We start from the raw sequence: 21,659 nt of genomic DNA, 5'->3' as shown, positions 1-21,659 counted from the left end.
CCTGGGTCTGACCGACCAGGGGCCGACGGACCGGACCAGGTTCGGACCAGCGTCCGATCCGGACGTGCCGACGAGCGGCTGAGATCGTCGGCATGATCTCGATCGACCAGCTCGTCAAGCACCGCGGCCACCGAACCGTCCTCGACCACATCGGCTTCGAGGCACGGCCGGGCCGGGTGACCGCCTTCCTTGGCCCCAACGGCGCCGGCAAGTCGTCCACGTTGCGCATCCTGCTCGGCCTCGACCGTCCCGACAGTGGCAGCGCGCTGATCGACGGCCGCCGGTACCGGACCTTGCGGGACCCGCTGCGGACGGTGGGATCCATGCTCGAGGGATCGGGCGCCCACCGGTCCCGGCGGGCCCGGAACCATCTCGCCTGGGTTGCCCGTAGCAACGGTATTCCGCAACGCCGGGTCGACGAGGTCCTGGCCACGGTCGGCCTGGCCGACGCCACCCGGGTCCGGGTCGCGAAGTACTCGCTGGGCATGGGGCAGCGGCTCGGGATCGCCGCGGCGCTGCTGGGGGAGCCGACGACTCTTGTCCTCGACGAGCCGGTCAACGGTCTGGACCCGGAGGGGATCCGCTGGATCCGCGGTCTGCTGCGCGACCACGCGGACGCCGGTGGCACGGTCCTGCTGTCCAGTCACCTGATGAGAGAAGTGGCCGACCTCGCCGACGACCTCGTCGTCATCGCCGCGGGCCGGCTGGTGACCGCGGGCACCGTCGCCGAGGTGACGGCCGGGTACGACGACCTCGAGGCAGCGTTCTTCGCGCTGACCGCCGGTCCGGAGGCGGTCCGATGAGACTGCTCGCCGCCGAGGTGCGCAAGGCCGCGACGCTGCCCGCGGTCTGGGTCGGATTTGCCGTCGTCCTGCTGGGGTCGGTCGCGCTCACCCTGATCAACGCCATCGACACCCACCGCACCTGGGACGCCGGCGAGCTGGATCCCCACCTGCTCGCTTCGCCGTTCAACCTTGCGTTCTCCATGACACCGCTCGGCACGCTCGGCGCGGTCGTGATGGGCGTCGTGGCGTTCAGCAGCGAGTACACCGCCAACAACGCCGACGCCGGTGGTGGCCGACAGGTTCTCACCACCCTGATCGCCGCCCCGAACCGCGGCCGGCTCTTCGTCGCGAAGGCGGGCACGCTCGTCCTCCTCGTGGTCGCGATGGCCGCGGCGACCATGTCCGTCACCGTCGGCATCGCGCACGCGATCCTCGGGTGGGCAGAGCCTGTGGCCTTCGGTGACGCCGTACTGCGGTGCCTGGCCGCGACGCTCTACTGGGCCCTGAGCGGGCTGATCGCCTTCGCGTTCACCGTGCTGCTCCGCAACGGCGTCGTACCGCTGATCGTGCTGATCGTGAACAGCTCGGTGGTCTCCGTCTCGTTCCTGCTGACGAAACTCACCCCGCTCGCGTACTGGCTTCCGGACCTGGCCGGTCGCCGCCTGTTCGTCGGCGTCCGCACGAGTGAGGGCGGACTCGGCGCACTCCCGGGCGGTCTCGTCATGACGGGCTGGGCCGTGGCCTGCTGCCTCGGTGCGGCAGTCCTCTTCGCCCGGCGGGACGCATGACAGCCGGCCGCTTCGGGTACGTCGTCCGCGCCGAGCTCGACAAGCTCCGGACGCTGCCGATCACGATCCTCGCGGCCATCGGGACAGTGCTCGTCGCCGTCGTCATCGCGGCCGCGCAGGTCGAGGCAGACCAACCGGTCGACGTCGTGCCGTACGTCGAGGCCGGCCTGGTGCTGGTCGGCGTGATCTCCTCGTCCCACGAGTACGCCGGCCGACAGGTGCGGATCTCGCTCATCGCCGTACCGGCTCGCCAGATCCTGGTTGCCGGGAAGACCGTGGCGGTACTGATCACCGTGGTCGTCGTCGCTGTTCTGAGCGTGACCGCGGCAGCGGCCACGCAGTACGTGCTCGATGGCCACCTCGTTCACGAGCGGTTGGCGGGTGCGACGGCATGCGCGAGCTTGATCGGTCTGCTCGCACATGCCTTCGCACTGCTCGTGCGTCACTTGGTGCCGGCGCTCGTCGGCATGCTGACGCTCGTCCTGGTCGTGTCACCCGTCCTTGGCGCGATCACCGACCAGGCCCGCTGGCTTCCGGATCGCGCCGCGGCTCAGCTGTACAGCTCCACCGACACCGTCCTGACCGCGGCGACCGGTTCGCTGGTCGCGTTGGCTTGGATCCTGGCCGTCGGCACCGCCGCCGTACTCCGGTTCGTCCGCTCCGACGCGGGGCACTAGGGGAACTTCAGCCGGACGATGACGTTGTCGATGGTGCTCGGGGTGCCGCCGTTCTTGTCGTCGTTCGTCGACGTCAACCAGAGGCCGCCGTCGGGTGTGCGTGTGACACTGCGCAGGCGGCCCCACCGTCCGGAGAACAGCGCCTGCGGAGTACCCACGCCGGTACCGGCGCTGTTGATCTTGGTCACCCACAACTGCTCGCCGGTGACGCCGGCGATGTAGATCCAGTCGTTGACGATCTCGATCCCGCTCGGTCCGGCCTGGGACGTCGACCAGGTGCGCTTCGGTGCGATGTAGCCGCCGCAGTCGCCGATGGTCCCCTCGCAGGCCGGCCAGCCGTAGTTGCCACCCTTCTGGATCAGGTTGAGCTCGTCCTGGCTGTTCTCACCGAACTCGGCGGCCCACAGCTGTCCGCGCGAGTCCCAGGCCAGACCCTGCGGGTTGCGGTGCCCCCAGCTCCACACGTACCGGGCGTTGCCTCCGGTGCTGAAGAACGGGTTGTCGCTCGGTGGCGTACCGTCCGGGTTCATCCGCAGGATCTTGCCGTTCAGCGAGCTCTTGTTCTGCGCGTTCCCGGAGTTCTTGGCGTCACCAACGGTCGCGTACAGCTTGCCGTCCGGGCCGAACGCGATCCGGCCGCCGTTGTGGTACCGGTTCTTCGCCAGCCCGGTGAGTACCGGCGACGAGGTGGTCGCGAGCTGGCCGTTCTCGTACTTCATCCGTACGATCCGGTTGTCGCCGGAAGCCGTGTGGTAGAAGTACACCCAGTGGTCGCTGGCGAAGTTCGGCGACAGCGCGATGCCGAGCAGACCGCCCTCACCACTGGTCGTGACGACGCCCGGCACCTTCCCGAGGGTCGTCTTCTGACCGCTCGCCGTGACCCGCAGTACCTCGAACCGGTCCCGCTCGGTGACCAGCGCGGACCCGTCCGGCAGGAACGCGACGCTCCAGCCGAGGTCGACCTTCGCGATGTCCTTGTCGTACGCCGGAATGCCGCCGGTACCAGTGGCCGAAGTACGAACCGTGACCGCGTTGCTTGCGGCGGACGCGTTGCCGTCGGGGTCGCGAGCCTTGACCGTGAAGGTGTACTCCATGTTCGCGGTCAGACCGGTCACGGTCGCGGTCAGCGAACCGGTTGTCGCGACCTTGGTCGAGCCCTGGTACACGTCGTACCCGGCGATGCTGCCGCTGTTGTCGGTGGATGCGTTCCAGGCCAGCGACACGCTGCTCGCGGTGACGCCGGTCGAGTGCAGGTTGCCCGGTGGTGTCGGTGGTTGGGTGTCCCCACTACCTGGTGTCGTGAAGGTGACTACGTTGCTCTGCTGCGAAGCGTTGCCCGCGGCATCGAACGCGCCGACCGAGACGTCGTACGCCGTGTTCGCGGTGAGCGTGTCCACGGTTGCCGAGAGGGTGTTGCCGTCGACGACCTTCAGGACGTTGCCGCCGCGGTTGATCTCGTACCGGACGACCTGGACGTTGTCGGTGGCGGCCGTCCAGGTGAAGGTGGCCGCGTTGGACTTGATGTTGCTGACCGCCAAGTTGCCCGGTGCGGACGGCGGCGTGGTGTCGTCGTTGGTCGGGGTGACGGTCAGCTTGTCCGCGTTCGGACCGCCGTCGGCGCTGGTCGCGCGGGCGCGGATCTTGTTGGTACCGGCGACGAGCTGCAGGCGCACGGTCTTGGTCGCCCAGGTCGTCCACGCGCCGGTGCCGGGGAACGTGATCCCGACCGCGCCGGACTGGCCGTTGACGGTGAAGTCCATCGGCCGGGTGGCCGTCGTACCGTTCGCGTACCGGAGCGTGACGTCGGCCGGACCGGCCGGGGCGGTGACGGTCCACTCGACGTAACTGCCAACGAGGTTGTCGTAATTGACGAACCCACTGCCGGTGTAGCCGGCGTGGTTCGACTCGACCGCGCCTTGGGAGATGGTCGCGTCCTCGGCCTGGTAGTCGGTCGACGCCGCGAGGGCCGGTGGGGGAGCGTTCAGCGTGAGGGCGGCGAGCGCGAGTGCGATCGCCGGCAGCAGCGCACGGGGTTTCATGGGGTCTCCTGGTGTTCCGGGGCGGAGGAGGTGCAGGGGACGAACTATTAGGAAAGCTTCCTAACCATCTCTCTGTCTGTCAACAGCCCGAAGCCCCCGCGGAGCGTCTCCGCGGGGGCTTCGGTCAGAAAGGTTGGCTAAACGGCGGCCAGGGCGGTCGTGCGGTAGAGGGTCAGGCCCGACGTCTCCTCGACGACGGCGACCCGGATGGACTCCGGCGTGGAGTCGTGATGCGGTACGGCGAAGACGGCGGTCGCCGGGCGGCCGTCGTACCTGGCGGTGTAGCTCACGTACCGCCAGTCCTCGTCGTCCCAGTAGTCGCGGATATCGGAACGCAGTAGTCCGTCGACCGAGCGGTACGCCGGACTGAGGATGAGCCGCCGCTGGGTCGCGGCGAGTGGAGCGGTGCTGGTCGCCGTACCGGCCAGGGGGTGGCTGAGCCGGAGGCGGAACCGCCGGAGGGGGAGCAGCCAGTAGCGGTCGAGCTCGGCGGACAGCATGACGAAGATGATTGCTTCGGGCACCAGGATTGCCAGGGCCGGACCTGCGGACCACCAATTGCCGTCGGCCACGAGGGCTGTTGCCAAGAGCAACATGGCACGGACGATTGCGCGGTAGCCGACTGGTTTGGCTGATTTGCCTGCGCAGCCGCAGGATGCTTCCGGGACGACGATCTTTGAGTAGACGAGGAAGGCGGTGAAGCCGGCGAACAGTGCGACAGCCGCAACCTTCTCGATTACCCAGGAAGGTGGTGCAAGCAGGGCGAGGGCGGTCAGGGCCTCGATTGCGCCGACGGCTAGGTAGGCGGGTTTGGCGTTGGTGGTGCCAACGAGCTTGGGGAGGGCGGTGCGGTCGGCCTCGGTGGGGGACTTGAACTTGTGGTAGGACGACCAGAGCAGGAGCAGGCCGATCAGGAGTGGCTGGGCGGCCGCGAGGTCGGTGCCCATGTCAGTTCGACGTGTAGATGGTCGCGATGTCGATCTCGTTGGTGCCCGGTCGCCAGGCGCCGATCACCTGGGCGTGCCGGCCGACCTTGAGCATCGACAGGTCGGACACCGCCGGCGTGCCGTTGTACACGGCCGCGGTGAGGCCCGGACGGACGTGCCCGACGACCTTCTGGCCATTGTGCTCGAACTGCACGCTCGAGCGGCCGATCGAGGTGATGCCGACGGTCAGGTTGACGATGTTGATCCAGACCGACTCGGCGGCCAGCGTCCCATCGGGGAGCTTGACGCCGCGGGCGTACAGGCCGTCGCCGACCATGGCCTGGTCGATCGTGGTCGGCTGCAGCTTCCAGACGCTGGTCACCCCGGTGAGCTGGATCCGGTGCAGCCGGCCGTCGGATCCCTGCACCTGCAGGAGATCCTGGTTCCGGCCGGTGATCAGGCCTTCGGCGAAGTTCGGGTCGGGCTGACCCGCGTCGGGGTACTGCGCGCCCGCGGCGAACGCGGTCTCCGGGGCGAGCGAACCCAGGGCGCTGGCGGCGACCAAGCCGGTCGCGCCGAGGGCGGCGCGGGAGAGCAGGGCGCGGCGATCCATGGTGGTGGTCATCTCGGTTCCCCTCTCAGCCCACGTCGATCGAGACCGGGATCAGGCCGCCGTTCAGGCTGCCGATCGCGGAGAAGGCGGCCGGGGTCAGGTCGATCACCCGGTTGGACGCGCAGGTCCCGCCGCAGCAGGTCCGCTCGCCGCAGAACAGGTCGGTCTGCGGACCGCAGTCCGCGATCGACGTGACGACTCGTTTCCCGTTGCACAGGTTGGTCGTTGCGTGCCGGAAGCCGCAGGTGCGCCGGGACATCCCGGTGATCCCACAGCTGTCCGGGTGAGTGATGGCGTAACACCCGTCCGAGGTGTTCGGCCACGCGTGCTGGAAGTTCCCCGAGTTGCAGGTGCCACAGGCACCGTGCCCTGCCGTTCCGCAGGGTCCCCATGCGTTCCCACAACAGAACCACGAGGCTTCGGCTCGAATACCGGCCATAACAATTCCTCCTAGGCCTAGGGGCGGTAAGACCTAACGGAATCGTTTGTACTCCGGTTTGGCGGAATCTCCCAGAGCTCGGCGAGAAATGGAAAGTTTTTGCCTAGTGTTCGCCGGCGGTACGACGGGGAGAAGCAGGCAACGTGATCTCGACGTCCAGACCGCCGTCGGTCCGGGCGTGGGCGGAGGCTCCGCCGCCGTGAGCCTCCGCGATCGCGCGGACGATCGACAGCCCGAGCCCGGAGCCTTTGTGGTCGGTGGTCGTCCGTGACGTCCCCAGCCGCCGGAACGGTTCGAAGAGCGACTCCACCGCGTACTCCGGAACCACACTCCCGGAGTTGCTCACCTTCAGCACCGCATGACCATCGCGGCTGAACGTCTCCACCGACAGCCAGCCGTCCGCGCGGTTGTAGCGAAGGGCGTTCTGGACGAGGTTCTCGACCAATCGACCCAGCAACACCGGGTCACCTTCGGTCGGGGCGGCGCGTAGTGATGAGCGCGCAGTGAGCTCGGTCGTGGTCGACTCCATCACCTCACCGGCGATCGCCGCCAGGTCGATCGGCTGCTTGTCGACGGCCACGCTTTCGCTCTCCGCAAGTAGTAGCAGCCCCTCGATCAACTGCTCATGCCGCCGGTTCACCTTCAGCAGCGAGTGACCCAGGTCCTTCGTCTGCTCCGGTACGGCAGGATCCCCGAGCGCGACCTCCACCAGCACCCGGTTCATCGCCAACGGCGTCCGAAGCTCGTGCGACGCGTTCGCCACGAATCGCCGCTGCCCGTCGAACGACCGGTCGAGCCGCTCCAGCATCTCGTCGAAACTGTCCGCCAGCAGCTTCACGTCGTCATCCGGACCATCCAGCGCGATCCGCTCGTGCAGACCCGATCCGACCCGGTTCGCCGAGGCGATCCGTTGCGCCGTCTCACGCATCTGCTGCACGGGCCGCAGGGCCCGGCCCGCGACCAGCCACCCCGAAAGCCCGGAGAGCAGTCCGACCCCGAGCAACGCGATCCCGCCCTGGGTCAGAACCGACCGGGACGCCGTCGTCCGGAGCTCCTCCTGCTGCTGCCTGATCTGGTCGATGAGCTTGTCGACATCCCGTCCCGGTGTCTTCGTGGCTTCCGCCCGCAGGCCGGCGACGCGCGCGTCGGTCTGACGGTCCAGCTGTGCCGCGAGGCTGTTCTGCACCAGGAAGTAGGTGACGGTGAGCAGGACGGCACCTGCGAACAGAAAGAGGCCGCCGTACAGGATTGTGAGCCGCGCCCGGAGCGTCATGACAGCCGATACCCCACGCCCGGCACCGTCTCGACCAGCGGCGGATCGCCGAGCTTCCGGCGCAGTTTCATCACCGTCACCCGGACCGCATTGGTGAACGGGTCGATGTTCTCGTCCCACACCTTCTCCAACAGCGTCTCGGCCGACACGACCGATCCCTCGGCCCGCAACAGCTCGACCAGTACGGCGAACTCCCGGTTCGCCAGGGCGATCGGCCGGCCGTCCCGCTCGACCGAACGCCGAGCCGGATCCAGCCGGACCCCGGCCCGCTCGAGCAGCGGCGGTACGGCGGGCTGCGACCGCCGGGCCAATGCGTGCACCCGGGCCGCCAGCTCGGCGAACGAGAACGGCTTGCCAAGGTAGTCGTCCGCCCCGATCGCCAGGCCGGCCACCCGGTCCCGGACCGCGGTCGATGCCGTCAGCATCAATACCCGCGCGGACGAGCCACCGTCGACGATCCGCCGGCAGACCTCGTCACCGTGCACCAGGGGCAGATCCCGGTCCAGTACGACGACGTCGTACGCGTTGACCTCGATCCGGCGCAGCGCGGCCGCACCGTCGTACACGACGTCGACGGCGAACGACTCCCGTCGCAGCCCCTCGGCCACCGCGTCCGCGAGGACGTCCTCGTCCTCGACCACCAGAATCCGCATGGATGTCCTCCGCTCCGCCCGTCGTCACCATCCTGCCGTCTGCGACATAACCACCGCATAACCAACGCGCTCGCGGTTACGCCCTGGTTATCGGCCACTCGCTTGACTTCTGGACATCAGGACGCCGGTCAGAAGGAGAACGATCATGCGACGAATCGCAGTACTGATACTGCTTGCCACGGCCTTGACCGCGTGCGGTTCCTCCGGCGGCGGTCAGGCAGTGCCGACCGCGGATCAGCCGTCCAGTACGACGAGCGCCCCGGCCGGACCGTCCTCGACGAAGGCCGCGACAACGTTCAGCGAATGCATGCAGAACCACGGCGTCGAAGTGGCCGAACCCGACCCCGGCAAGGGCCTGACCGGACTCGACCCGGCACTGACCGAGACACCGGCGTTCAAAACCGCACTCGAGGCCTGCAAGGACCTCCTGCCAGGCGGCGTCCGCGGTAGCACCGCGCCGATCGACCTGACCAAGTACCTGGCGTTCTCCAAGTGCATGCGGGCGAACGGCCTGCCGGACTTCCCGGACCCGAAGCCGGGCAGCAAGGACGGTCTGTTCGGCGGCGGCGCTGTCGATCGGAACAGTCCCACCTTCCAGAAGGCATCCAAGGCCTGCAGCCATCCTGCAAGGAGCAGCCGGATGACCGAGCGAAAGAGACGGCTGCTGCTGGTCGGCGGCGGAGCGGTGCTGGCCGCGATCCTGATCGCCGTCGTCGTCGGAGTCGGTGGCGGCGGCAGCGCGGCCGAGACAGGCAGCGCAGCGGCGACGCCGACCGCGAAGGTCGTGAAGACGGATCTGGTGCAGTCAGTGCATGTGAGCGGCACGCTGTCGTACGGCGTGCCGCAGCCCATGACGGCGCCACCGAGCAACGGCACGATCACCTGGATCGCGCCAGAGGGGTCGGCGGTGAAGGTCGGGCAGCCCGTCTACAAGATCGACAACGTCCCGGTCATCCTGCTGAAGGGCACCACACCGCTCTACCGTCCGCTGTCGACGGGTGCCAAGGGCATCGATGTGCTGGAGGTCGAGCAGAACCTCGCGACGCTCGGCTACTTCGAGCAGAAGCCCAACACCGGGTACGACGCCGCGACAACGACCGCGGTGAAGGCCTGGCAGCTCGCGACCGGTCAGCCCGGCACGGGCACCGTCGACCCGCACCACGTGGTGATGGCCCAGTTGGGACCGCCGGCCAACCTCGTCGGGGACGGCGACCTCCGGATCGCGCTGCACTCGCTCGAGGTAGGCGACCGGGTCGGCTCGAACGCGAACAACGAGATCCTGACCTACAGCGGCACCAAGCCGCTCGTGGTCGTCGGGCTGGACGTCGCCAAGCAGTACCTGGTGAAGAAGGGGCTGACGGCAACCGTCACGCTGCCGACCGGGAAGAGCTCGGCCGGCACCGTGGCCAGCGTCTCGACCGTGGCGACCGTGCCGGAGCAGGGCAGCGACAAACCACCGAACGTCCCGGTCGTCATCACCCTGACCGATCCCGCGGCAGCGGGCGGTCTCGACTCCGCACCGGTGGACGTCGCGCTCGTGTCGGCACACAAGCAGGGCGTGCTCGCCGTACCGGTCACCGCGCTGGTAGCACTCGCCGAGGGCGGGTACGGCGTCCAGGTTGTCAGTGACGGCAAGACGTCGTACGTCGCGGTGCAGACCGGCATGTTCGCCGACGGCAAGGTCGAGATCTCCGGCGGCGGCATCACCGACGGGACCGAAGTGGGGGTTCCGTCATGACGAGCCTGGTCGAACTCGATGCCGCGACCAAACGCTATGCCGGCGGCGTCACCGCGATCGCCGACGCGAACCTGCGGGTCGAGCGCGGCGAGCTGGTCGGGATCGTCGGACCGTCCGGGTCGGGGAAATCCACGCTGCTGAACCTGATCGGCACGCTGGACGCACCCACCTCGGGCACGGTCCGGATCGACGGGTACGAGATCGGCACGCTGTCGGATCGCGAGGTGTCGGCGCTTCGGTCGCAGCGGATCGGCTTCGTGTTCCAGCAGTTCTATCTCACCGCCGGCGTCATTGCCATCGACAACGTCGCGGACGGACTGCTGTACGCCGGAGTGCCGCGGACGGAGCGACTACGCCGGGCCGCGGCCGCACTCGAACAGGTGGGACTAGGCCACCGCCTCGACCACCGGCCGCACCAACTCTCCGGCGGAGAACGGCAGCGCGTCGCGATCGCACGCGCCGTCATCGGCCGCCCACCTCTGCTCCTGGCCGACGAACCCACGGGAAACCTGGACAGTGTCGCCGGCGCGGGCGTGCTGGAGCTCCTCCGGACGCTGCACCGCGCAGGGACCACAGTCCTGATCATCACCCATGACCGTGACATCGCAGCTCAGCTGCCGCGACAGGTGCAGATCCACGACGGCCGGATCCTCGCGGCATCGGCAGCCGGGACCGAGCAGCGGGTCGGCGGTGATCACCATGGCTACTGAGCTGGTGCCGCCGCGGCTCAGCGGCACGGATCTGGTGCGGGTCGGTCTGGCCGGGCTGCGGGCGCGGCCGCTGCGGGTGGTTCTGTCGGCCCTGGGTATTGCCATCGGGATCGCGGCGATGGTCGCGGTGGTGGGCATCTCCAGCTCGAGCCGAGAGGATCTCAACCGGCAACTGGATTCGCTCGGGACGAACCTTCTCACCGCGGGACCGGGCAAGAACCTGTTCGGCGAGGATGTTCATCTGCCGATCGAGTCCCTGGCAATGGTCGGCCGGATCCAGCCGGTGACCTCGGTGTCCGCGACCGGTCTGGTGAAGAACGTGAGCGTGTACCGCACCGACAAGATTCCGGCCGGACAGACCGGTGGCATCCAGGTCATCGCGGCGAAGGTGGACCTGCTCCCGACCGTCAGTGGCGCCATGGCCGACGGGGTGTTCCTCAACGCGGCGACAGAGAAGTATCCGGCCGTCGTCCTGGGAGCGCAGGCTGCGGGGCATCTCGGGGTCGCCCCAGGCCGGCCGGTCTATCTCGGCAAGCAGTGGTTCACCGTGGTCGGCATCCTCCAGCCGGCGCCGCTGGCACCCGAGCTCGACAATTCCGCGATCGTCGGCTGGCCGATCGCGCAACAGGTGTTCGATTTCGACGGCTTCCCGACCAACCTGTACGCGCGAGCGGACGACGACCAGGTCGCCGCCGTACAGAAGGTGCTAGCGGCAACGGCCAACCCCGAGGCGCCCAACGAGGTAGACGTCTCCCGGCCATCGGACGCGCTGGCGGCTCAGGAGGCCGCCGACGCCACCCTGAACGCACTACTCCTCGGCCTCGGCGCGGTCGCGCTCCTTGTCGGCGGAGTGGGCGTCGCCAACACGATGGTGATCTCGGTGCTCGAACGCCGCGGCGAGATCGGCCTGCGCCGATCGCTCGGAGCGACCCGTGGACAGATCCGGTCCCAGTTCTTGGCCGAGGCGCTGTTGCTCTCCACGCTGGGCGGACTCGGCGGCGCGGTGATCGGGTCCCTGGTGACGATCGGGTACGCGTTCTCGCAAGGCTGGCCGGCCGTCGTACCACCGTGGGCCCTGGCCGGCGGGATCGGCGCCACCCTGCTCATCGGCAGCCTCGCCGGTCTGTACCCAGCGGTCCGGGCGTCCCGACTCTCGCCGACGGAGGCCCTGGCGACGCCCTGAACGGATCGACTGGCGTGGCGCCTGTATGCGGTATACGATCATTCTAAACGCTCTGCTTGTGACCTGTTGCACGGTGGTATGCATCGCGACCGGATACAATCGGAGAGTTGAGGAGGGGAGTATTCCTCTCGGGCCGCTGGTTGCACTGAGTGGCCCGGAACGGCAGCGTCGTCATCACGGGAGGCCTGGACGGCCGAACCGGTGCTGCCGGCCCAGGAATCCTGGGCGGAAGAGACCTCCGGACCACGCTGGAAATCTGCAGACGTCCGGAGGTTTGTCATGGTCTCGGTCATGTCCCCACTCGTGTGGGTGCTGACGATCATCGGTCTGCTCGCCATCGTCGCGTTCGACCTGGTCGTGATCGCACGCCGCAACCACACGGTGACGATCAAGGACGCGACGCGGTGGGTGCTGTTCTACGTCGGCCTGGCCGGGCTGTTCGCGCTCGGCCTGTTCCTGTTCAGTCCCGGGCAGGCGGGCAGCGAGTTCGTGGCCGGGTACATCACGGAGTACAGCCTCAGCGTCGACAACCTGTTCGTCTTCGTGATCATCATGGCCCGGTTCGCCGTCCCGAGCCTGGCGCAGGACAAGGTGCTCTACATCGGCATCGTGGTCTCGATGCTGCTCCGGGCGATCTTCATCCTGGCCGGCGCGGCGGCGATCTCGGCGGCCAGCTGGGTGTTCTACATCTTCGGCGCGTTCCTGGTCTATACCGCAGTCCGGCTGGCCCTCGAGGGCGAGAACGACGAGGCCGACTTCCAGGAGAACGCCGTACTGCGCGGACTCCGCAAGGTCCTGCCGCTGACGCACGACTACGACGGCGCCAACCTGACCACCCGCTCCAACGGCAAGCGGATGTTCACCCCGCTGGTGATCGTGATCTCCGCGATCGGGCTGGCGAACGTGATCTTCGCGCTCGACTCGATCCCGGCGATCTTCGGCCTCACCCAGGACGCCTACATCGTGCTGACCGCCAACGCGTTCGCGCTGATGGGCCTGCGCCAGCTGTACTTCCTGATCGGCGGCCTGCTCGAGCGGATCGTCTACCTGAACGTCGGGCTGTCCGTGATCCTCGCGTTCATCGGCGTGAAGCTGATCATCGAGGCGCTGCACGGCTCGCACATCGACGACATCGGCGCGATCCACCTGCCGCACATCGGCATCCTCACCTCGCTCGGCTTCATCATCGGCACGCTGTTCGTGACCACGGTCGTGAGCCTGGTGAAGTCGTCGTATGACAATCGCCGGGCCGAGGTTCGCGTCAAGGTCAACGACTGAACCCCGGCCCTGCTGTCCGGCTCAGGCGACTTCCGCGGTACGCCGGGTCTCCTTGAGGCGCAGGTACAACGCCGGGATCGGCGCCCAGATCAGGCCGGACGCGAGCAGGGCGCCGCGCAGCGACGTCCGCCCGAGCGCACCGAGCGGCGGGCCGCCGGCGACCTGACCGATCGCGTTCGCCTGCGACACCATCGAGATCACGGTCGCCCGGGAGCGCGACTCGAGGTGCCGGTTGAGCCAGGCCGATTCGATCGGGTACGTGACCGTGTCGGCGACCGTCCGCAGCCAGAGCGCCGCGAGCGCGAGCCACAGGTTGCCGGCGAGGGCGAACGTGACCACGCCGGCGACCTGCAGGAAGGCCAGCGTCGCGAGGATGCCGGTCGGGTGCGATGCCTGCAGCCGGTTCGGAGCGAACCGGGTGAGCGCGAGCGACGTACCCAGCGAGAGCAGGGTGCCGGCCAGGGCGAGGACGGTGAACCAGAACGCCGGGTCCGACGTACCGAGCACGGTCGGGAAGGTGAAGGTCAGCATCTTCACCGACCACAGCCGGTCGAACGCCTCGCTGGACAGGCCCGCGATCAGGCTGATCACCACCAGGGTGCGGACGACAGGACGGCGGCGGGCGGTCTCGATCCCGTCCTTGAGGGTGTCCAGCATGTGCTTGAACGTCTCCCGCTCCGCGCGCGGCGTGCGCTGGAAGTTGTCCTCCCGCATCGCCAGCGTGAGGATCAGGGCGAGGAGAACCATGCCGGCGCCGGCGAGCACCATCGGCAGCCCCAGGCTGAGCAGCCCGAGCGCGCCCGCGGTGAGCGTGCCGGCGATCGTCCCGGCCAGGCCGAACTGCTGGCCGCGGACCATCACCTTCGCGGCCCGCTCGGTGCCGATCTCGTCGGTGATCCAGGCCTGGTCCGCACCCGAGGTGAAGGTGTAGCCGGCACCCCACAGTACCTGGGCGGCGAGGATCGCGAGGAACGCCGGTACCAGACCCTGCAGCAGGAAGCCGGCGCCGATCAGCGTGAAGCCGATGACGATCGAGAGCCGCCGGCTGTAGAGGTCGGCGACGATGCCGGTCGGTACCTCGAACAGGAAGCAGGCCAATTCGAGGGTGGTACCAACGAGCACCATCTGCAGCGGGTCGAGGCCGGCGTCGCGGACGTAGTAGACCGCGCTGAGGGTGAAACAGAGGGCGAAGAGGAACGATGAGGCGCAGCCGTAGGCGTAGTAGGTCCGGACCGGATCCGCGGACCGATAGGTAGACATCTGAGTGTGCTCCAGAAAGCGTGTGCAGGCATGACGAAGCGTGACCGGGACTGGTCAGGCTCGACGTGACGCACAACGGCGGCGCGGGGGCCGCGGCGGTGCGCTTACTGGAACTGGCTACGCATGCCACTCAGGGTAGAGCAGCCCCGGCGAGTCCGCCGCCGAATTAGAGACCACAGCGGGTGAGCAGGAGTACCATCGAAGAGCCTGGCCCGGCCGTTCCCCCGTGATGGTCGGGTCAGGTTTTTGCCCGCTGCCGGGCACGAACTCACCCCGGACGCCGAGGAGACGCAGAGATGCACGCGGTCCTCGCGGCTCTGGGGGTCGATGCGGCCGGAATCGAGCCGACCCGTGCCGGTGACGACGAGTCGATCGGCAACGGGAACTGGCTCGTCCGGGGTGCCGGCGGAGAAGAGCTGATTCTTCGGCGCTACCACGTGCTGCGGACCGAGGAGGACCTTCGGTACGAGTCCGCGGTGCTGGATCATCTGACCCGGCTCGGGTGGATGGTTCCGGCGCGGGTGGCGGGACCGGCGTGGTACGGCGGGCGGTTGTGGGCGGTCACGAAGTACGTGCCCGGGTTCCGCGCGGTTGATGGATGCCGCGAAGCGCTTGGTCGCCGAGCATCGGTTGCTGGAGTTGCCGCAGACGATCGTGCACGGCGACTTTGCCGAATGGAACCTGCACTTCGACGAGGACGGCTGGCTGGCCGGGATCATCGACTTCGACCTCTGTCACCGGGACTCGCGGGCCTGGGAGTTCGTCATTGCCCGGGTGCATCGAGCGCCTGAGCTGGTGGCCGGCTATCAGCGCGCGACGAACCATCCGCTCACCGATGGCGAGGTGGCCGCGATCGAGCCGCTGCAGGTCGTGCTTCGGGTGCTGATGGTGATGGCCGAGCTCTGGGCGGGGCAGCAGACCGGCGTCTTCGACCTAGACGAAATCAACCGCCAGTTGGCCAAAGGACAGCGCTGGCTGTGACGTGCCGGCCGCGGAAATCCAGGTCTTGACATAGCCGGTGGCAGGCGGTTGACTGCCAGATAGTTCACAGAGTCAATAAATTCTGGTGCGGTCCGGTGTCGGTGGCTCAGAGCGACCCCGGGGCTGCGCTGCCGCACGCCCAGGTCCGCCGGAACCCCGTCGGGCCACTTGGCATTCCCTTAGTCAGTTGCCATTGGCAACGTCACTTTCGCCTTGTAAACAAGGCGAAACGGCGAATGGTCAAGGTGGGGTATCGACGTGGGCGGTAAGTCTTCCGCTGTCCCGCATTCTGTGTCATCCTCCCGGTGAGCGAGGTTCCGAGATCCTATCGGATATCGGTTTCGCTCCGGACGGTGACGAAAGGACGCGGAGTGAGTGCAACCGAAGTGAAACCGGCGCCGCCCGCGCCGGCCCGGGCGAAGGCGGTGCCGCCGGCCCGCATCGCGCGGCCGAGCCGCTGGACCCAGGCGCGACGCAGCGCCCGCCGGCACTGGCAGCTCTACCTGCTGGTGATCGTGCCGCTGGCCTACTTCGTGATCTTCAAGTACATCCCGATCGCCAACGCGGTGATCGCGTTCAAGAACTACAGCCCGGTCAAGGGCCCGTGGGGCAGCGACTGGGTCGGCTTCAAGAACTTCGAACTGTTCTTCCAGAACCCGGTGTTCTGGACCCTGGTGAAGAACACGTTCCTGCTCTCGGTCTACACCGTGCTGGCGAGCTTCCCGATCCCGATCATCCTGGCCATCGCGCTGAACGAGATCCGCGCGGGGCGGTTCAAGAAGGTCGTCCAGCTGGTCACCTACGCGCCGTACTTCATCTCCACCGTGGTGGTCGTCTCGATGACGATCCTGGTGCTGTCGCCGCGGCTCGGCTTCGTCAACGACGCGATCGGGCTGTTCGGCGTCCCGCAGATCGACTTCCTCGGCAAACCGGACTACTTCCGGCACATCTACGTCTGGTCCGACGTCTGGCAGACCACCGGGTACTCCGCGGTCATCTACCTGGCTGCCCTGGCGGGTATCGACCCCGCGCTGCACGAGTCGGCCCGGATCGACGGCGCCAGCCGGCTGCAGCGGATCTGGAACGTCGACCTGCCCGGGATCATGCCGACCGCGGTGATCATCCTGGTCCTCGGCGTGGGCAACATCATGTCGATCGGCTTCGAGAAGGCGTTCCTGCTGCAGAACCAGCTGAACCTGTCGCAGTCCGAGATCATCGCCACCTACGTCTACAAGACCGGCCTGCTGAACGCGGACTTCAGCATGGCGACCGCGATCGGGCTCTTCAACTCGGTCGTCAACCTGTTCCTGCTGCTCGGCGTGAACTTCGCCGCCAAGCGCATCACCGGAAACGGACTCTGGTCATGAGCATCACGTTGCAAGGATTCCGGCGTACGTCGGCACGTCGGCACGAGTCGCAGCGGACCTCGATCGAGGAGACCCGGACCGACAAGATCTTCCTGCTCGGCGTGAAGATCATGCTCTGGATCGCACTGGTCGTGGTCGCGATCCCGCTGATCTACGTGGTCGCGAACTCGTTCAGCAGCGCCTCCGCGGTGAGCGCGGGCCGGGTCCTGCTCTGGCCGGTCGAGCCGAGTATCCGCGCGTACAAGGAGGCGTTCAGCGATCCGCTGATCATGAAGGGGTACCTGAACTCGTTCATCTACGCGGCCGGCGGCACGGTCATCAGCGTCACGCTGACGATCGCGATCGCGTACCCGCTGTCGCGCCGGACGTTCTTCGGCCGGAACGCGATCATGAGCGTGCTGATCTTCACGATGCTGTTCTCCGGCGGGCTGATCCCGACGTACCTGGTGGTCCAGGACCTCGGCATGCTGAACACCCGCTGGGCGATGGTGATCCCGAGCGCGATCGGGGTCTGGCAGGTGATCATCGCGCGGACGTTCTTCCGCTCGACCATCCCGGACGAGCTCTACGAGGCGGCCACCATCGACGGCGCGAGCGACCTGCGCTTCCTGTGGTCGATCGTGATCCCGCTGTCCAAACCGGTGATCGCGGTGATCGCGCTGATGTACGCGATCTTCCAGTGGAACAGCTACTTCGACGCCCTGATCTACCTCAAGGACCCGGGCCTCTACCCGCTGCAGATCGTGCTCCGGAACGTGCTGATCCTGAACACCCTCACCGGTTCCACCACGGCCAACAACCTGGCGCAGCAGCTCGAACAGCAACAGCTGGCCAACGTTCTCAAGTACGCGCTGATCGTCATCTCGACGCTGCCCGTACTGATCATCTACCCGTTCGTCGCCCGCCACTTCACCAAGGGCGTGATGGTCGGCGCGGTCAAGGGCTGACAGCCCTCCTTCCAAGGGTTCCGGCCCACTGCAGAGAGGAACACAGCAATGCGCTCATCCGTGAGCAGGGTCGTGGCGATCGCCACGGCCGGCGCACTCGCCCTGGCGGCGTGCAGCTCGGACAAGTCGGGCAAGGGGGCGGCGAACGAGACCACCGCCGACGGCAAGGTGATCATCGACACCTTCAGCCCGGCGGACTCGACCACCAACATGGACACCAACCTGGTGACCAAGATCATGAGCGACAAGTTCAAGATCCAGTTCCGCTGGCAGACCACGACGCTGGACGCCGGGCCGGCCAAGGAGAAGCGGCAGATCGCGCTCGCCAGCGGCGACTACCCCGACCTGTTCTTCCTGATCCCGTGGGTCGACGGGTTCACCAACGCCGAGGTGCTGAAGCTCGGCCAGCAGGGCGTCGCGCTGCCGCTGGAGCAGCTGATCAAGGACAACGCCCCGAACATCCAGAAGTTCCTGGACGAGAACAAGGACTACAAGCAGGAGGCGACCGCACCGGACGGTCACATCTACGCCCTGCCGCAATGGGCCGACTGCTTCCACTGCTCGCGTCCGGACAAGCTGTGGATCAACACCGCCTGGCTGAAGAAGCTGGGTCTGCAGATGCCGAAGACGACCGAAGAGCTGCGGACGGTGCTCCAGGCGTTCAAGACCAAGGATCCGAACGGCAACGGCAAGGCCGACGAGATCCCGATGACCTCGGACGTCCAGGACAGCGCGCTGATCCCGTACCTGATGAACGCGTTCGCGTACGACCCGGTCGGCGCCAACAACGGCGTACGGTCGCTGCTCACGCTGAACGGCGACAAGGTCGTCACCCCGGTGACCTCGCCGGAGTGGAAGGAGGGCCTGAAGTACATCGCGTCGCTGTACAAGGAGGGCCTGATCGACCAGGCCGCCTTCACCCAGAACGCCCAGGCGCTGCAGGCCCAGGGCAACAACCCGAAGGCCGAGACCCTCGGCTCGGTGCCGGTGCTGCACCCGTACATCTTCGTCCAGGCCGACTCGAAGGACGGCCGCGACAAGCAGTACGACGCCGCGCCGCCGCTGACCGGCCCGGCCGGCAAGAGCTACACCGGCTACCAGTACCTGACGTCGACCAACTACACCTTCATGCTGACCAACAAGGCCAGCAAGGAGGCTCAGGTCGCGGCGATCAAGATGCTGGACTACATCTTCACCGACGAGGGCCAGGAGATCGGCGGCATGGGCCCGCTGGGGGTCGGCTGGACCAAGCCCGGCCCTGGTGATGTCGCGCTGGACAAGGACACCAAGCCGCTCTACAAGCCGGCCCAGAACGCCCCGAAGAACTCGAGTTGGGGCGCGCTGACGCAGTACCACAACGTCCTGGCCTACCGGAACGCGCAGGTCGTGCCGCTGGACATCTACTCCGGCGCCGGTTACGAGCGGCGGCTGTTCCAGGCCACCAAGATGTACGAGGGCCACGAGGACAAGTCGCAGCTGTACCCGCAGGCCGTGGTCTGGCCGGACCCGAGCCTCAGCGGCGAGCTGGCGACGCTGCAGACGAACCTGAACAACTACGTGAACCAGAACCAGCTGGCCTTCATCACCGGTACGAAGAACCTCGACACCGACTGGGACGCCTACGTGAAGGGTCTCGACAGCACCGGCCTGCCGCGGTACCTCGAGATCAACCAGCAGGCGTACGACAAGTACAAGTCCGCGAACAAGTAGCGCCCGATGTCTCACGACCTGTGGTTCCGTGCTCCGGCACCGGACTGGTACGAGGCGTTGCCGGTGGGCAACGGTCATCTCGGTGCCAAGGTGTACGGGCGGGTCGGCGACGAACGTATCGCCCTCAACCTGGACGACGTCTGGTCCGGCGACGGTCCGCGCAAGCTGACCGTCCCGGACGGGCCGGCGGTGCTGGCCGACGTACGGCGGTTGTTGCTGGACGAGGGTGATCAGCTGGCGGCGACCGAGCGGACCCGTGCGTTGCAGGGGCCGCTCGTGGAGTCGTACCAGCCCCTGGCCGACCTGGAGATCAGGTCGGCCGGTACGGCGTCGGAGTACCGGCGCGGTCTGGACCTGCGGACCGGGATCGTCGCCGTCGAGTACACGATCGACGGCGTACGGTTCCGGCGGGAGACGTACGTGTCCGCTCCCGACCAGGTGCTGGTGTGGACGATTAGCGCCGATCGGCCCGGGGCGATCAGTCTCGAGCTCGGGCTGTCGAGTCAGCATCCGGTGGTCGCTGCCGAGGGCACCTTCGGAGTGGTCGGGCGGGCTCCGTCGGATCTGACGATCGAGTACCGGTCGCGGTCGGATCCGGTGCGGTACGAGAACGGGCGCGGGATCGGGTTCGGCGTTGCGGTGCGGGTGCTGAACGACGGTGGCGCGTTGACGGTGTCCGAGCAGGGCGCGATGGTACGTGGCGCGGACAGCGTCACGGTTCTGGTGGCGGCGGCGAGCACGTTCTCGGGGTGGTCGGTGCCGCCGGGCCGGGACCCCTTGGTCGCGTTGCGAGCTGCGGTCGACGTGCTGGATGCCGTTGCCGTGGACAAGGTTCGGGAGCGGCACGTCGAGGATCATCTCGCGCTCTACGACCGGGCCGAGTTGTCGCTCGGGTCTGCGGTGGAGCTGCCTACCGACGTTCGGCTGGCGGAAGTTGGTGCTGGTGGCAACGATCCGGACCTGGTCGCGCTGATGTTCAACTTCGGCCGGTACTTGCTGATGGCATCGTCCCGGCCGGGGACGCAGGCGGCCAACCTGCAAGGCATCTGGAACCAGGACCGCCGGCCGATGTGGGCCAGTGACTGGACCAACAACATCAATACGCAGATGAACTACTGGCTCGCGGACCTGACCGGGCTGAGCGAGTGCTTCGAACCCCTTCTTTCGCTGATCGAGGACCTGGCCGCGGCCGGCGCTTCGACGGCGCGGGTCTTGTACGACGCGCCGGGATGGGTGTGTCACCACAACTCGGACATCTGGCGGGCGACCTGGCCGGTGGGTGAGGGTGGGGACGACCCGGTCTGGGCGATGTGTGCGACGTGCGGGGTGTGGTTGACCGCGCATCTGTTCGAGCACTACCGGTTCACGCTGGACGCTGCGTTCCTGGAGCGGGCTTATCCGGTGATCGCCGGTGCGGCGGAGTTCGTGCTCGCGATGCTGGTCGAGGATGCGGACGGGGTGCTGCAGTTCATTCCGTCGACGGCGCCGGAGCATCATTTCGTGCTGCCGTCCGGCGACAAGGCTTCCGTCGATCTGACCTCGACGTACGACTTGTGGGTGATTCGCGGGCTCTTTGCGGACGTGCTCTCGGCTGCTGCGGTTCTCGACGTCGAATCAGGCCTGGTCCGGCGAGTTGCGGCTGCTCGGGACCGGCTGCCGGCGGTGCGGATCACTTCGGACGGGCGGTTGCACGAGTGGCCCACGGACTGGGAGCCGTCAGAGGTACATCACCGTCATCTGTCGCACCTTTACGGCCTGCACCCGGGCGCGGAGATCGATCCGGTGCGTACGCCGGTGCTCGCGGCAGCTGCTCGTACGTCGTTGACCGTCCGAACCGATGGTGCGACCAACGGTGGATGGACTGCGGCGTGGCTGGTGGCGATGTGGGCACGGCTGTTCGAGCCGGAGAAGGCTTCCGCGGTGATCCAGGACTACCTGAGCCGGCTGGTGTCGGACAACCTGCTGCACCGGGACGGCGACATCTTCCAGATCGATGCGAACCTCGGGATGACCGGGTGCATCCCCGAGCTGTTGCTGCAGAGCCACACTGACGTGATCCGGGTGCTGCCCGCGCTGCCTGCCGACTGGCCGGATGGGTCGTTTCGTGGGCTGCGTGCTCGGGGCGGGGTGGTGTTCGACGTTTCCTGGCGTGACGGGGTGCTGACCTCGGCTGAGGTGGTTGCTGCGCGCTCTGGTACGTATCGGATCGCCTTGCCCGGGCGGGAGCTCTCCATTGCGCTGGAGGCGGATCAGAAGGTGGACCTGGTTAGGCAAGCCTAACTATGGTTGTTG

Annotated in this window: 19 protein-coding genes and 1 pseudogene; 13 read left to right on the top strand and 7 right to left on the bottom strand. The window is 67.5% G+C overall.

The window, feature by feature from the left end; all coding sequences use genetic code 11:
- The first annotated feature begins 92 nt into the window (after positions 1–92).
- The 3 genes from AB0E69_RS39325 to AB0E69_RS39315 are packed head-to-tail and all read left to right on the top strand — an operon-like array spanning position 93 to position 2,250.
- A complete protein-coding gene (locus AB0E69_RS39325; protein WP_360158897.1) occupies positions 93–803 on the top strand; it encodes an ATP-binding cassette domain-containing protein in 711 nt (236 codons plus the stop codon).
- Positions 800–1,573, top strand: coding sequence for a hypothetical protein (locus AB0E69_RS39320; protein WP_360158894.1), 774 nt, complete (start codon positions 800–802; stop codon positions 1,571–1,573). The genes AB0E69_RS39325 and AB0E69_RS39320 overlap by 4 nt, the downstream gene beginning before the upstream one ends.
- Positions 1,570–2,250, top strand: coding sequence for a hypothetical protein (locus tag AB0E69_RS39315; RefSeq protein WP_360158891.1), 681 nt, complete (start codon positions 1,570–1,572; stop codon positions 2,248–2,250). The genes AB0E69_RS39320 and AB0E69_RS39315 overlap by 4 nt, the downstream gene beginning before the upstream one ends.
- On the opposite strand, the gene AB0E69_RS39310 is transcribed toward AB0E69_RS39315, so the two are convergent.
- The 6 genes from AB0E69_RS39310 to AB0E69_RS39285 all read right to left on the bottom strand — a co-directional run bounded on the left by AB0E69_RS39310 (position 2,247) and on the right by AB0E69_RS39285 (position 8,193).
- A complete protein-coding gene (locus AB0E69_RS39310; RefSeq protein ID WP_360158888.1) occupies positions 2,247–4,289 on the bottom strand; it encodes a PQQ-dependent sugar dehydrogenase in 2,043 nt (680 codons plus the stop codon). The genes AB0E69_RS39315 and AB0E69_RS39310 overlap by 4 nt on opposite strands.
- A 137-nt stretch (positions 4,290–4,426) precedes the next feature.
- On the bottom strand, positions 4,427–5,236 hold the full coding sequence (locus tag AB0E69_RS39305; protein ID WP_360158885.1) for a MauE/DoxX family redox-associated membrane protein: 810 nt from the start codon (positions 5,234–5,236) through the stop codon (positions 4,427–4,429).
- A 1-nt stretch (position 5,237) separates the two neighbouring features.
- Positions 5,238–5,840 carry a cell wall protein gene (locus tag AB0E69_RS39300; RefSeq protein ID WP_360158882.1) on the bottom strand — a complete coding sequence of 201 codons (603 nt, stop codon included), beginning with the start codon at positions 5,838–5,840 and terminating at the stop codon, positions 5,238–5,240.
- A 13-nt stretch (positions 5,841–5,853) separates the two neighbouring features.
- Entirely contained in the window at positions 5,854–6,087 is a 234-nt protein-coding gene (locus AB0E69_RS39295; RefSeq protein ID WP_360158879.1) for a septal ring lytic transglycosylase RlpA family protein, read from the bottom strand.
- A 283-nt stretch (positions 6,088–6,370) separates the two neighbouring features.
- The gene (locus AB0E69_RS39290) at positions 6,371–7,540 is read right to left on the bottom strand and encodes a HAMP domain-containing sensor histidine kinase (RefSeq protein WP_360158876.1); all 1,170 of its coding nucleotides are present in this window, start codon (positions 7,538–7,540) and stop codon (positions 6,371–6,373) included.
- Positions 7,537–8,193: a response regulator transcription factor gene (locus AB0E69_RS39285; RefSeq protein ID WP_360158873.1), complete on the bottom strand. Its 657-nt coding sequence runs from the start codon at positions 8,191–8,193 to the stop codon at positions 7,537–7,539. The genes AB0E69_RS39290 and AB0E69_RS39285 overlap by 4 nt, the downstream gene beginning before the upstream one ends.
- Positions 8,194–8,338: 145 nt before the next feature.
- Between AB0E69_RS39285 and AB0E69_RS39280 the strand changes: the two genes are divergently transcribed.
- The 4 genes from AB0E69_RS39280 (at position 8,339) to AB0E69_RS39265 (ending at position 13,102) form a co-directional block, all read left to right on the top strand.
- Positions 8,339–9,931 carry a peptidoglycan-binding protein gene (locus tag AB0E69_RS39280; RefSeq protein ID WP_360158870.1) on the top strand — a complete coding sequence of 531 codons (1,593 nt, stop codon included), beginning with the start codon at positions 8,339–8,341 and terminating at the stop codon, positions 9,929–9,931.
- Positions 9,928–10,641: an ABC transporter ATP-binding protein gene (locus AB0E69_RS39275; RefSeq protein ID WP_360158867.1), complete on the top strand. Its 714-nt coding sequence runs from the start codon at positions 9,928–9,930 to the stop codon at positions 10,639–10,641. Before AB0E69_RS39280 ends, AB0E69_RS39275 begins: the two co-directional genes overlap by 4 nt.
- Positions 10,631–11,824: an ABC transporter permease gene (locus AB0E69_RS39270; RefSeq protein ID WP_360158864.1), complete on the top strand. Its 1,194-nt coding sequence runs from the start codon at positions 10,631–10,633 to the stop codon at positions 11,822–11,824. The genes AB0E69_RS39275 and AB0E69_RS39270 overlap by 11 nt, the downstream gene beginning before the upstream one ends.
- 291 nt (positions 11,825–12,115) lie before the next feature.
- The gene (locus tag AB0E69_RS39265) at positions 12,116–13,102 is read left to right on the top strand and encodes a TerC/Alx family metal homeostasis membrane protein (RefSeq protein WP_360158861.1); all 987 of its coding nucleotides are present in this window, start codon (positions 12,116–12,118) and stop codon (positions 13,100–13,102) included.
- 21 nt (positions 13,103–13,123) lie between these two features.
- Here the strand turns inward: AB0E69_RS39265 and AB0E69_RS39260 are convergent, their stop codons facing one another.
- On the bottom strand, positions 13,124–14,362 hold the full coding sequence (locus tag AB0E69_RS39260) for an MFS transporter (protein WP_360158858.1): 1,239 nt from the start codon (positions 14,360–14,362) through the stop codon (positions 13,124–13,126).
- Positions 14,363–14,658: 296 nt separating this feature from the next.
- Between AB0E69_RS39260 and AB0E69_RS39255 the strand changes: the two are divergent.
- From AB0E69_RS39255 to AB0E69_RS39230, 6 genes and pseudogenes are all read left to right on the top strand, one after another.
- A pseudogene (locus AB0E69_RS39255) lies at positions 14,659–14,898 on the top strand (hypothetical protein); the annotation flags it as partial.
- 58 nt (positions 14,899–14,956) lie between these two features.
- Positions 14,957–15,343, top strand: a complete 387-nt coding sequence (locus tag AB0E69_RS39250) for an aminoglycoside phosphotransferase family protein (RefSeq protein ID WP_360158855.1) — start codon at positions 14,957–14,959, stop codon at positions 15,341–15,343.
- A 371-nt stretch (positions 15,344–15,714) separates the two neighbouring features.
- On the top strand, positions 15,715–16,710 hold the full coding sequence (locus AB0E69_RS39245) for an ABC transporter permease subunit (protein WP_360158852.1): 996 nt from the start codon (positions 15,715–15,717) through the stop codon (positions 16,708–16,710).
- Complete coding sequence (locus tag AB0E69_RS39240; RefSeq protein ID WP_360158849.1) at positions 16,707–17,657, top strand: carbohydrate ABC transporter permease; 951 nt, start codon at positions 16,707–16,709, stop codon at positions 17,655–17,657. The genes AB0E69_RS39245 and AB0E69_RS39240 overlap by 4 nt, the downstream gene beginning before the upstream one ends.
- 48 nt (positions 17,658–17,705) lie before the next feature.
- On the top strand, positions 17,706–19,367 hold the full coding sequence (locus AB0E69_RS39235) for an ABC transporter substrate-binding protein (protein ID WP_360158846.1): 1,662 nt from the start codon (positions 17,706–17,708) through the stop codon (positions 19,365–19,367).
- A gap of 6 nt (positions 19,368–19,373) precedes the next feature.
- A complete protein-coding gene (locus AB0E69_RS39230) occupies positions 19,374–21,647 on the top strand; it encodes a glycoside hydrolase family 95 protein (RefSeq protein WP_360158843.1) in 2,274 nt (757 codons plus the stop codon).
- Positions 21,648–21,659 lie beyond the last annotated feature (12 nt).

The organism is Kribbella sp. NPDC026611, assembly GCF_040638345.1.
In the GTDB taxonomy this organism is placed as follows: domain Bacteria; phylum Actinomycetota; class Actinomycetes; order Propionibacteriales; family Kribbellaceae; genus Kribbella.
The sequence above is the reverse complement of the archived record's forward strand: the minus strand, read 5'-3'. Positions and strand labels throughout refer to the sequence as shown.

Bases quoted from the DNA above. Each gene is read 5' to 3' on its own strand.
- AB0E69_RS39285 (WP_360158873.1), bottom strand. From the start codon at position 8,193: ATGCGGATTCTGGTGGTCGAGGACGAGGACGTCCTCGCGGACGCGGTG.
- AB0E69_RS39270 (WP_360158864.1), top strand. From the start codon at position 10,631: ATGGCTACTGAGCTGGTGCCGCCGCGGCTCAGCGGCACGGATCTGGTG.
- AB0E69_RS39250 (WP_360158855.1), top strand. From the start codon at position 14,957: ATGGATGCCGCGAAGCGCTTGGTCGCCGAGCATCGGTTGCTGGAGTTG.
- AB0E69_RS39290 (WP_360158876.1), bottom strand. From the start codon at position 7,540: ATGACGCTCCGGGCGCGGCTCACAATCCTGTACGGCGGCCTCTTTCTG.
- AB0E69_RS39315 (WP_360158891.1), top strand. From the start codon at position 1,570: ATGACAGCCGGCCGCTTCGGGTACGTCGTCCGCGCCGAGCTCGACAAG.
- AB0E69_RS39275 (WP_360158867.1), top strand. From the start codon at position 9,928: ATGACGAGCCTGGTCGAACTCGATGCCGCGACCAAACGCTATGCCGGC.
- AB0E69_RS39280 (WP_360158870.1), top strand. From the start codon at position 8,339: ATGCGACGAATCGCAGTACTGATACTGCTTGCCACGGCCTTGACCGCG.
- AB0E69_RS39260 (WP_360158858.1), bottom strand. From the start codon at position 14,362: ATGTCTACCTATCGGTCCGCGGATCCGGTCCGGACCTACTACGCCTAC.
- AB0E69_RS39235 (WP_360158846.1), top strand. From the start codon at position 17,706: ATGCGCTCATCCGTGAGCAGGGTCGTGGCGATCGCCACGGCCGGCGCA.
- AB0E69_RS39230 (WP_360158843.1), top strand. From the start codon at position 19,374: ATGTCTCACGACCTGTGGTTCCGTGCTCCGGCACCGGACTGGTACGAG.
- AB0E69_RS39240 (WP_360158849.1), top strand. From the start codon at position 16,707: ATGAGCATCACGTTGCAAGGATTCCGGCGTACGTCGGCACGTCGGCAC.
- AB0E69_RS39300 (WP_360158882.1), bottom strand. From the start codon at position 5,840: ATGACCACCACCATGGATCGCCGCGCCCTGCTCTCCCGCGCCGCCCTC.
- AB0E69_RS39320 (WP_360158894.1), top strand. From the start codon at position 800: ATGAGACTGCTCGCCGCCGAGGTGCGCAAGGCCGCGACGCTGCCCGCG.
- AB0E69_RS39265 (WP_360158861.1), top strand. From the start codon at position 12,116: ATGTCCCCACTCGTGTGGGTGCTGACGATCATCGGTCTGCTCGCCATC.
- AB0E69_RS39295 (WP_360158879.1), bottom strand. From the start codon at position 6,087: ATGTCCCGGCGCACCTGCGGCTTCCGGCACGCAACGACCAACCTGTGC.
- AB0E69_RS39310 (WP_360158888.1), bottom strand. From the start codon at position 4,289: ATGAAACCCCGTGCGCTGCTGCCGGCGATCGCACTCGCGCTCGCCGCC.
- AB0E69_RS39325 (WP_360158897.1), top strand. From the start codon at position 93: ATGATCTCGATCGACCAGCTCGTCAAGCACCGCGGCCACCGAACCGTC.
- AB0E69_RS39305 (WP_360158885.1), bottom strand. From the start codon at position 5,236: ATGGGCACCGACCTCGCGGCCGCCCAGCCACTCCTGATCGGCCTGCTC.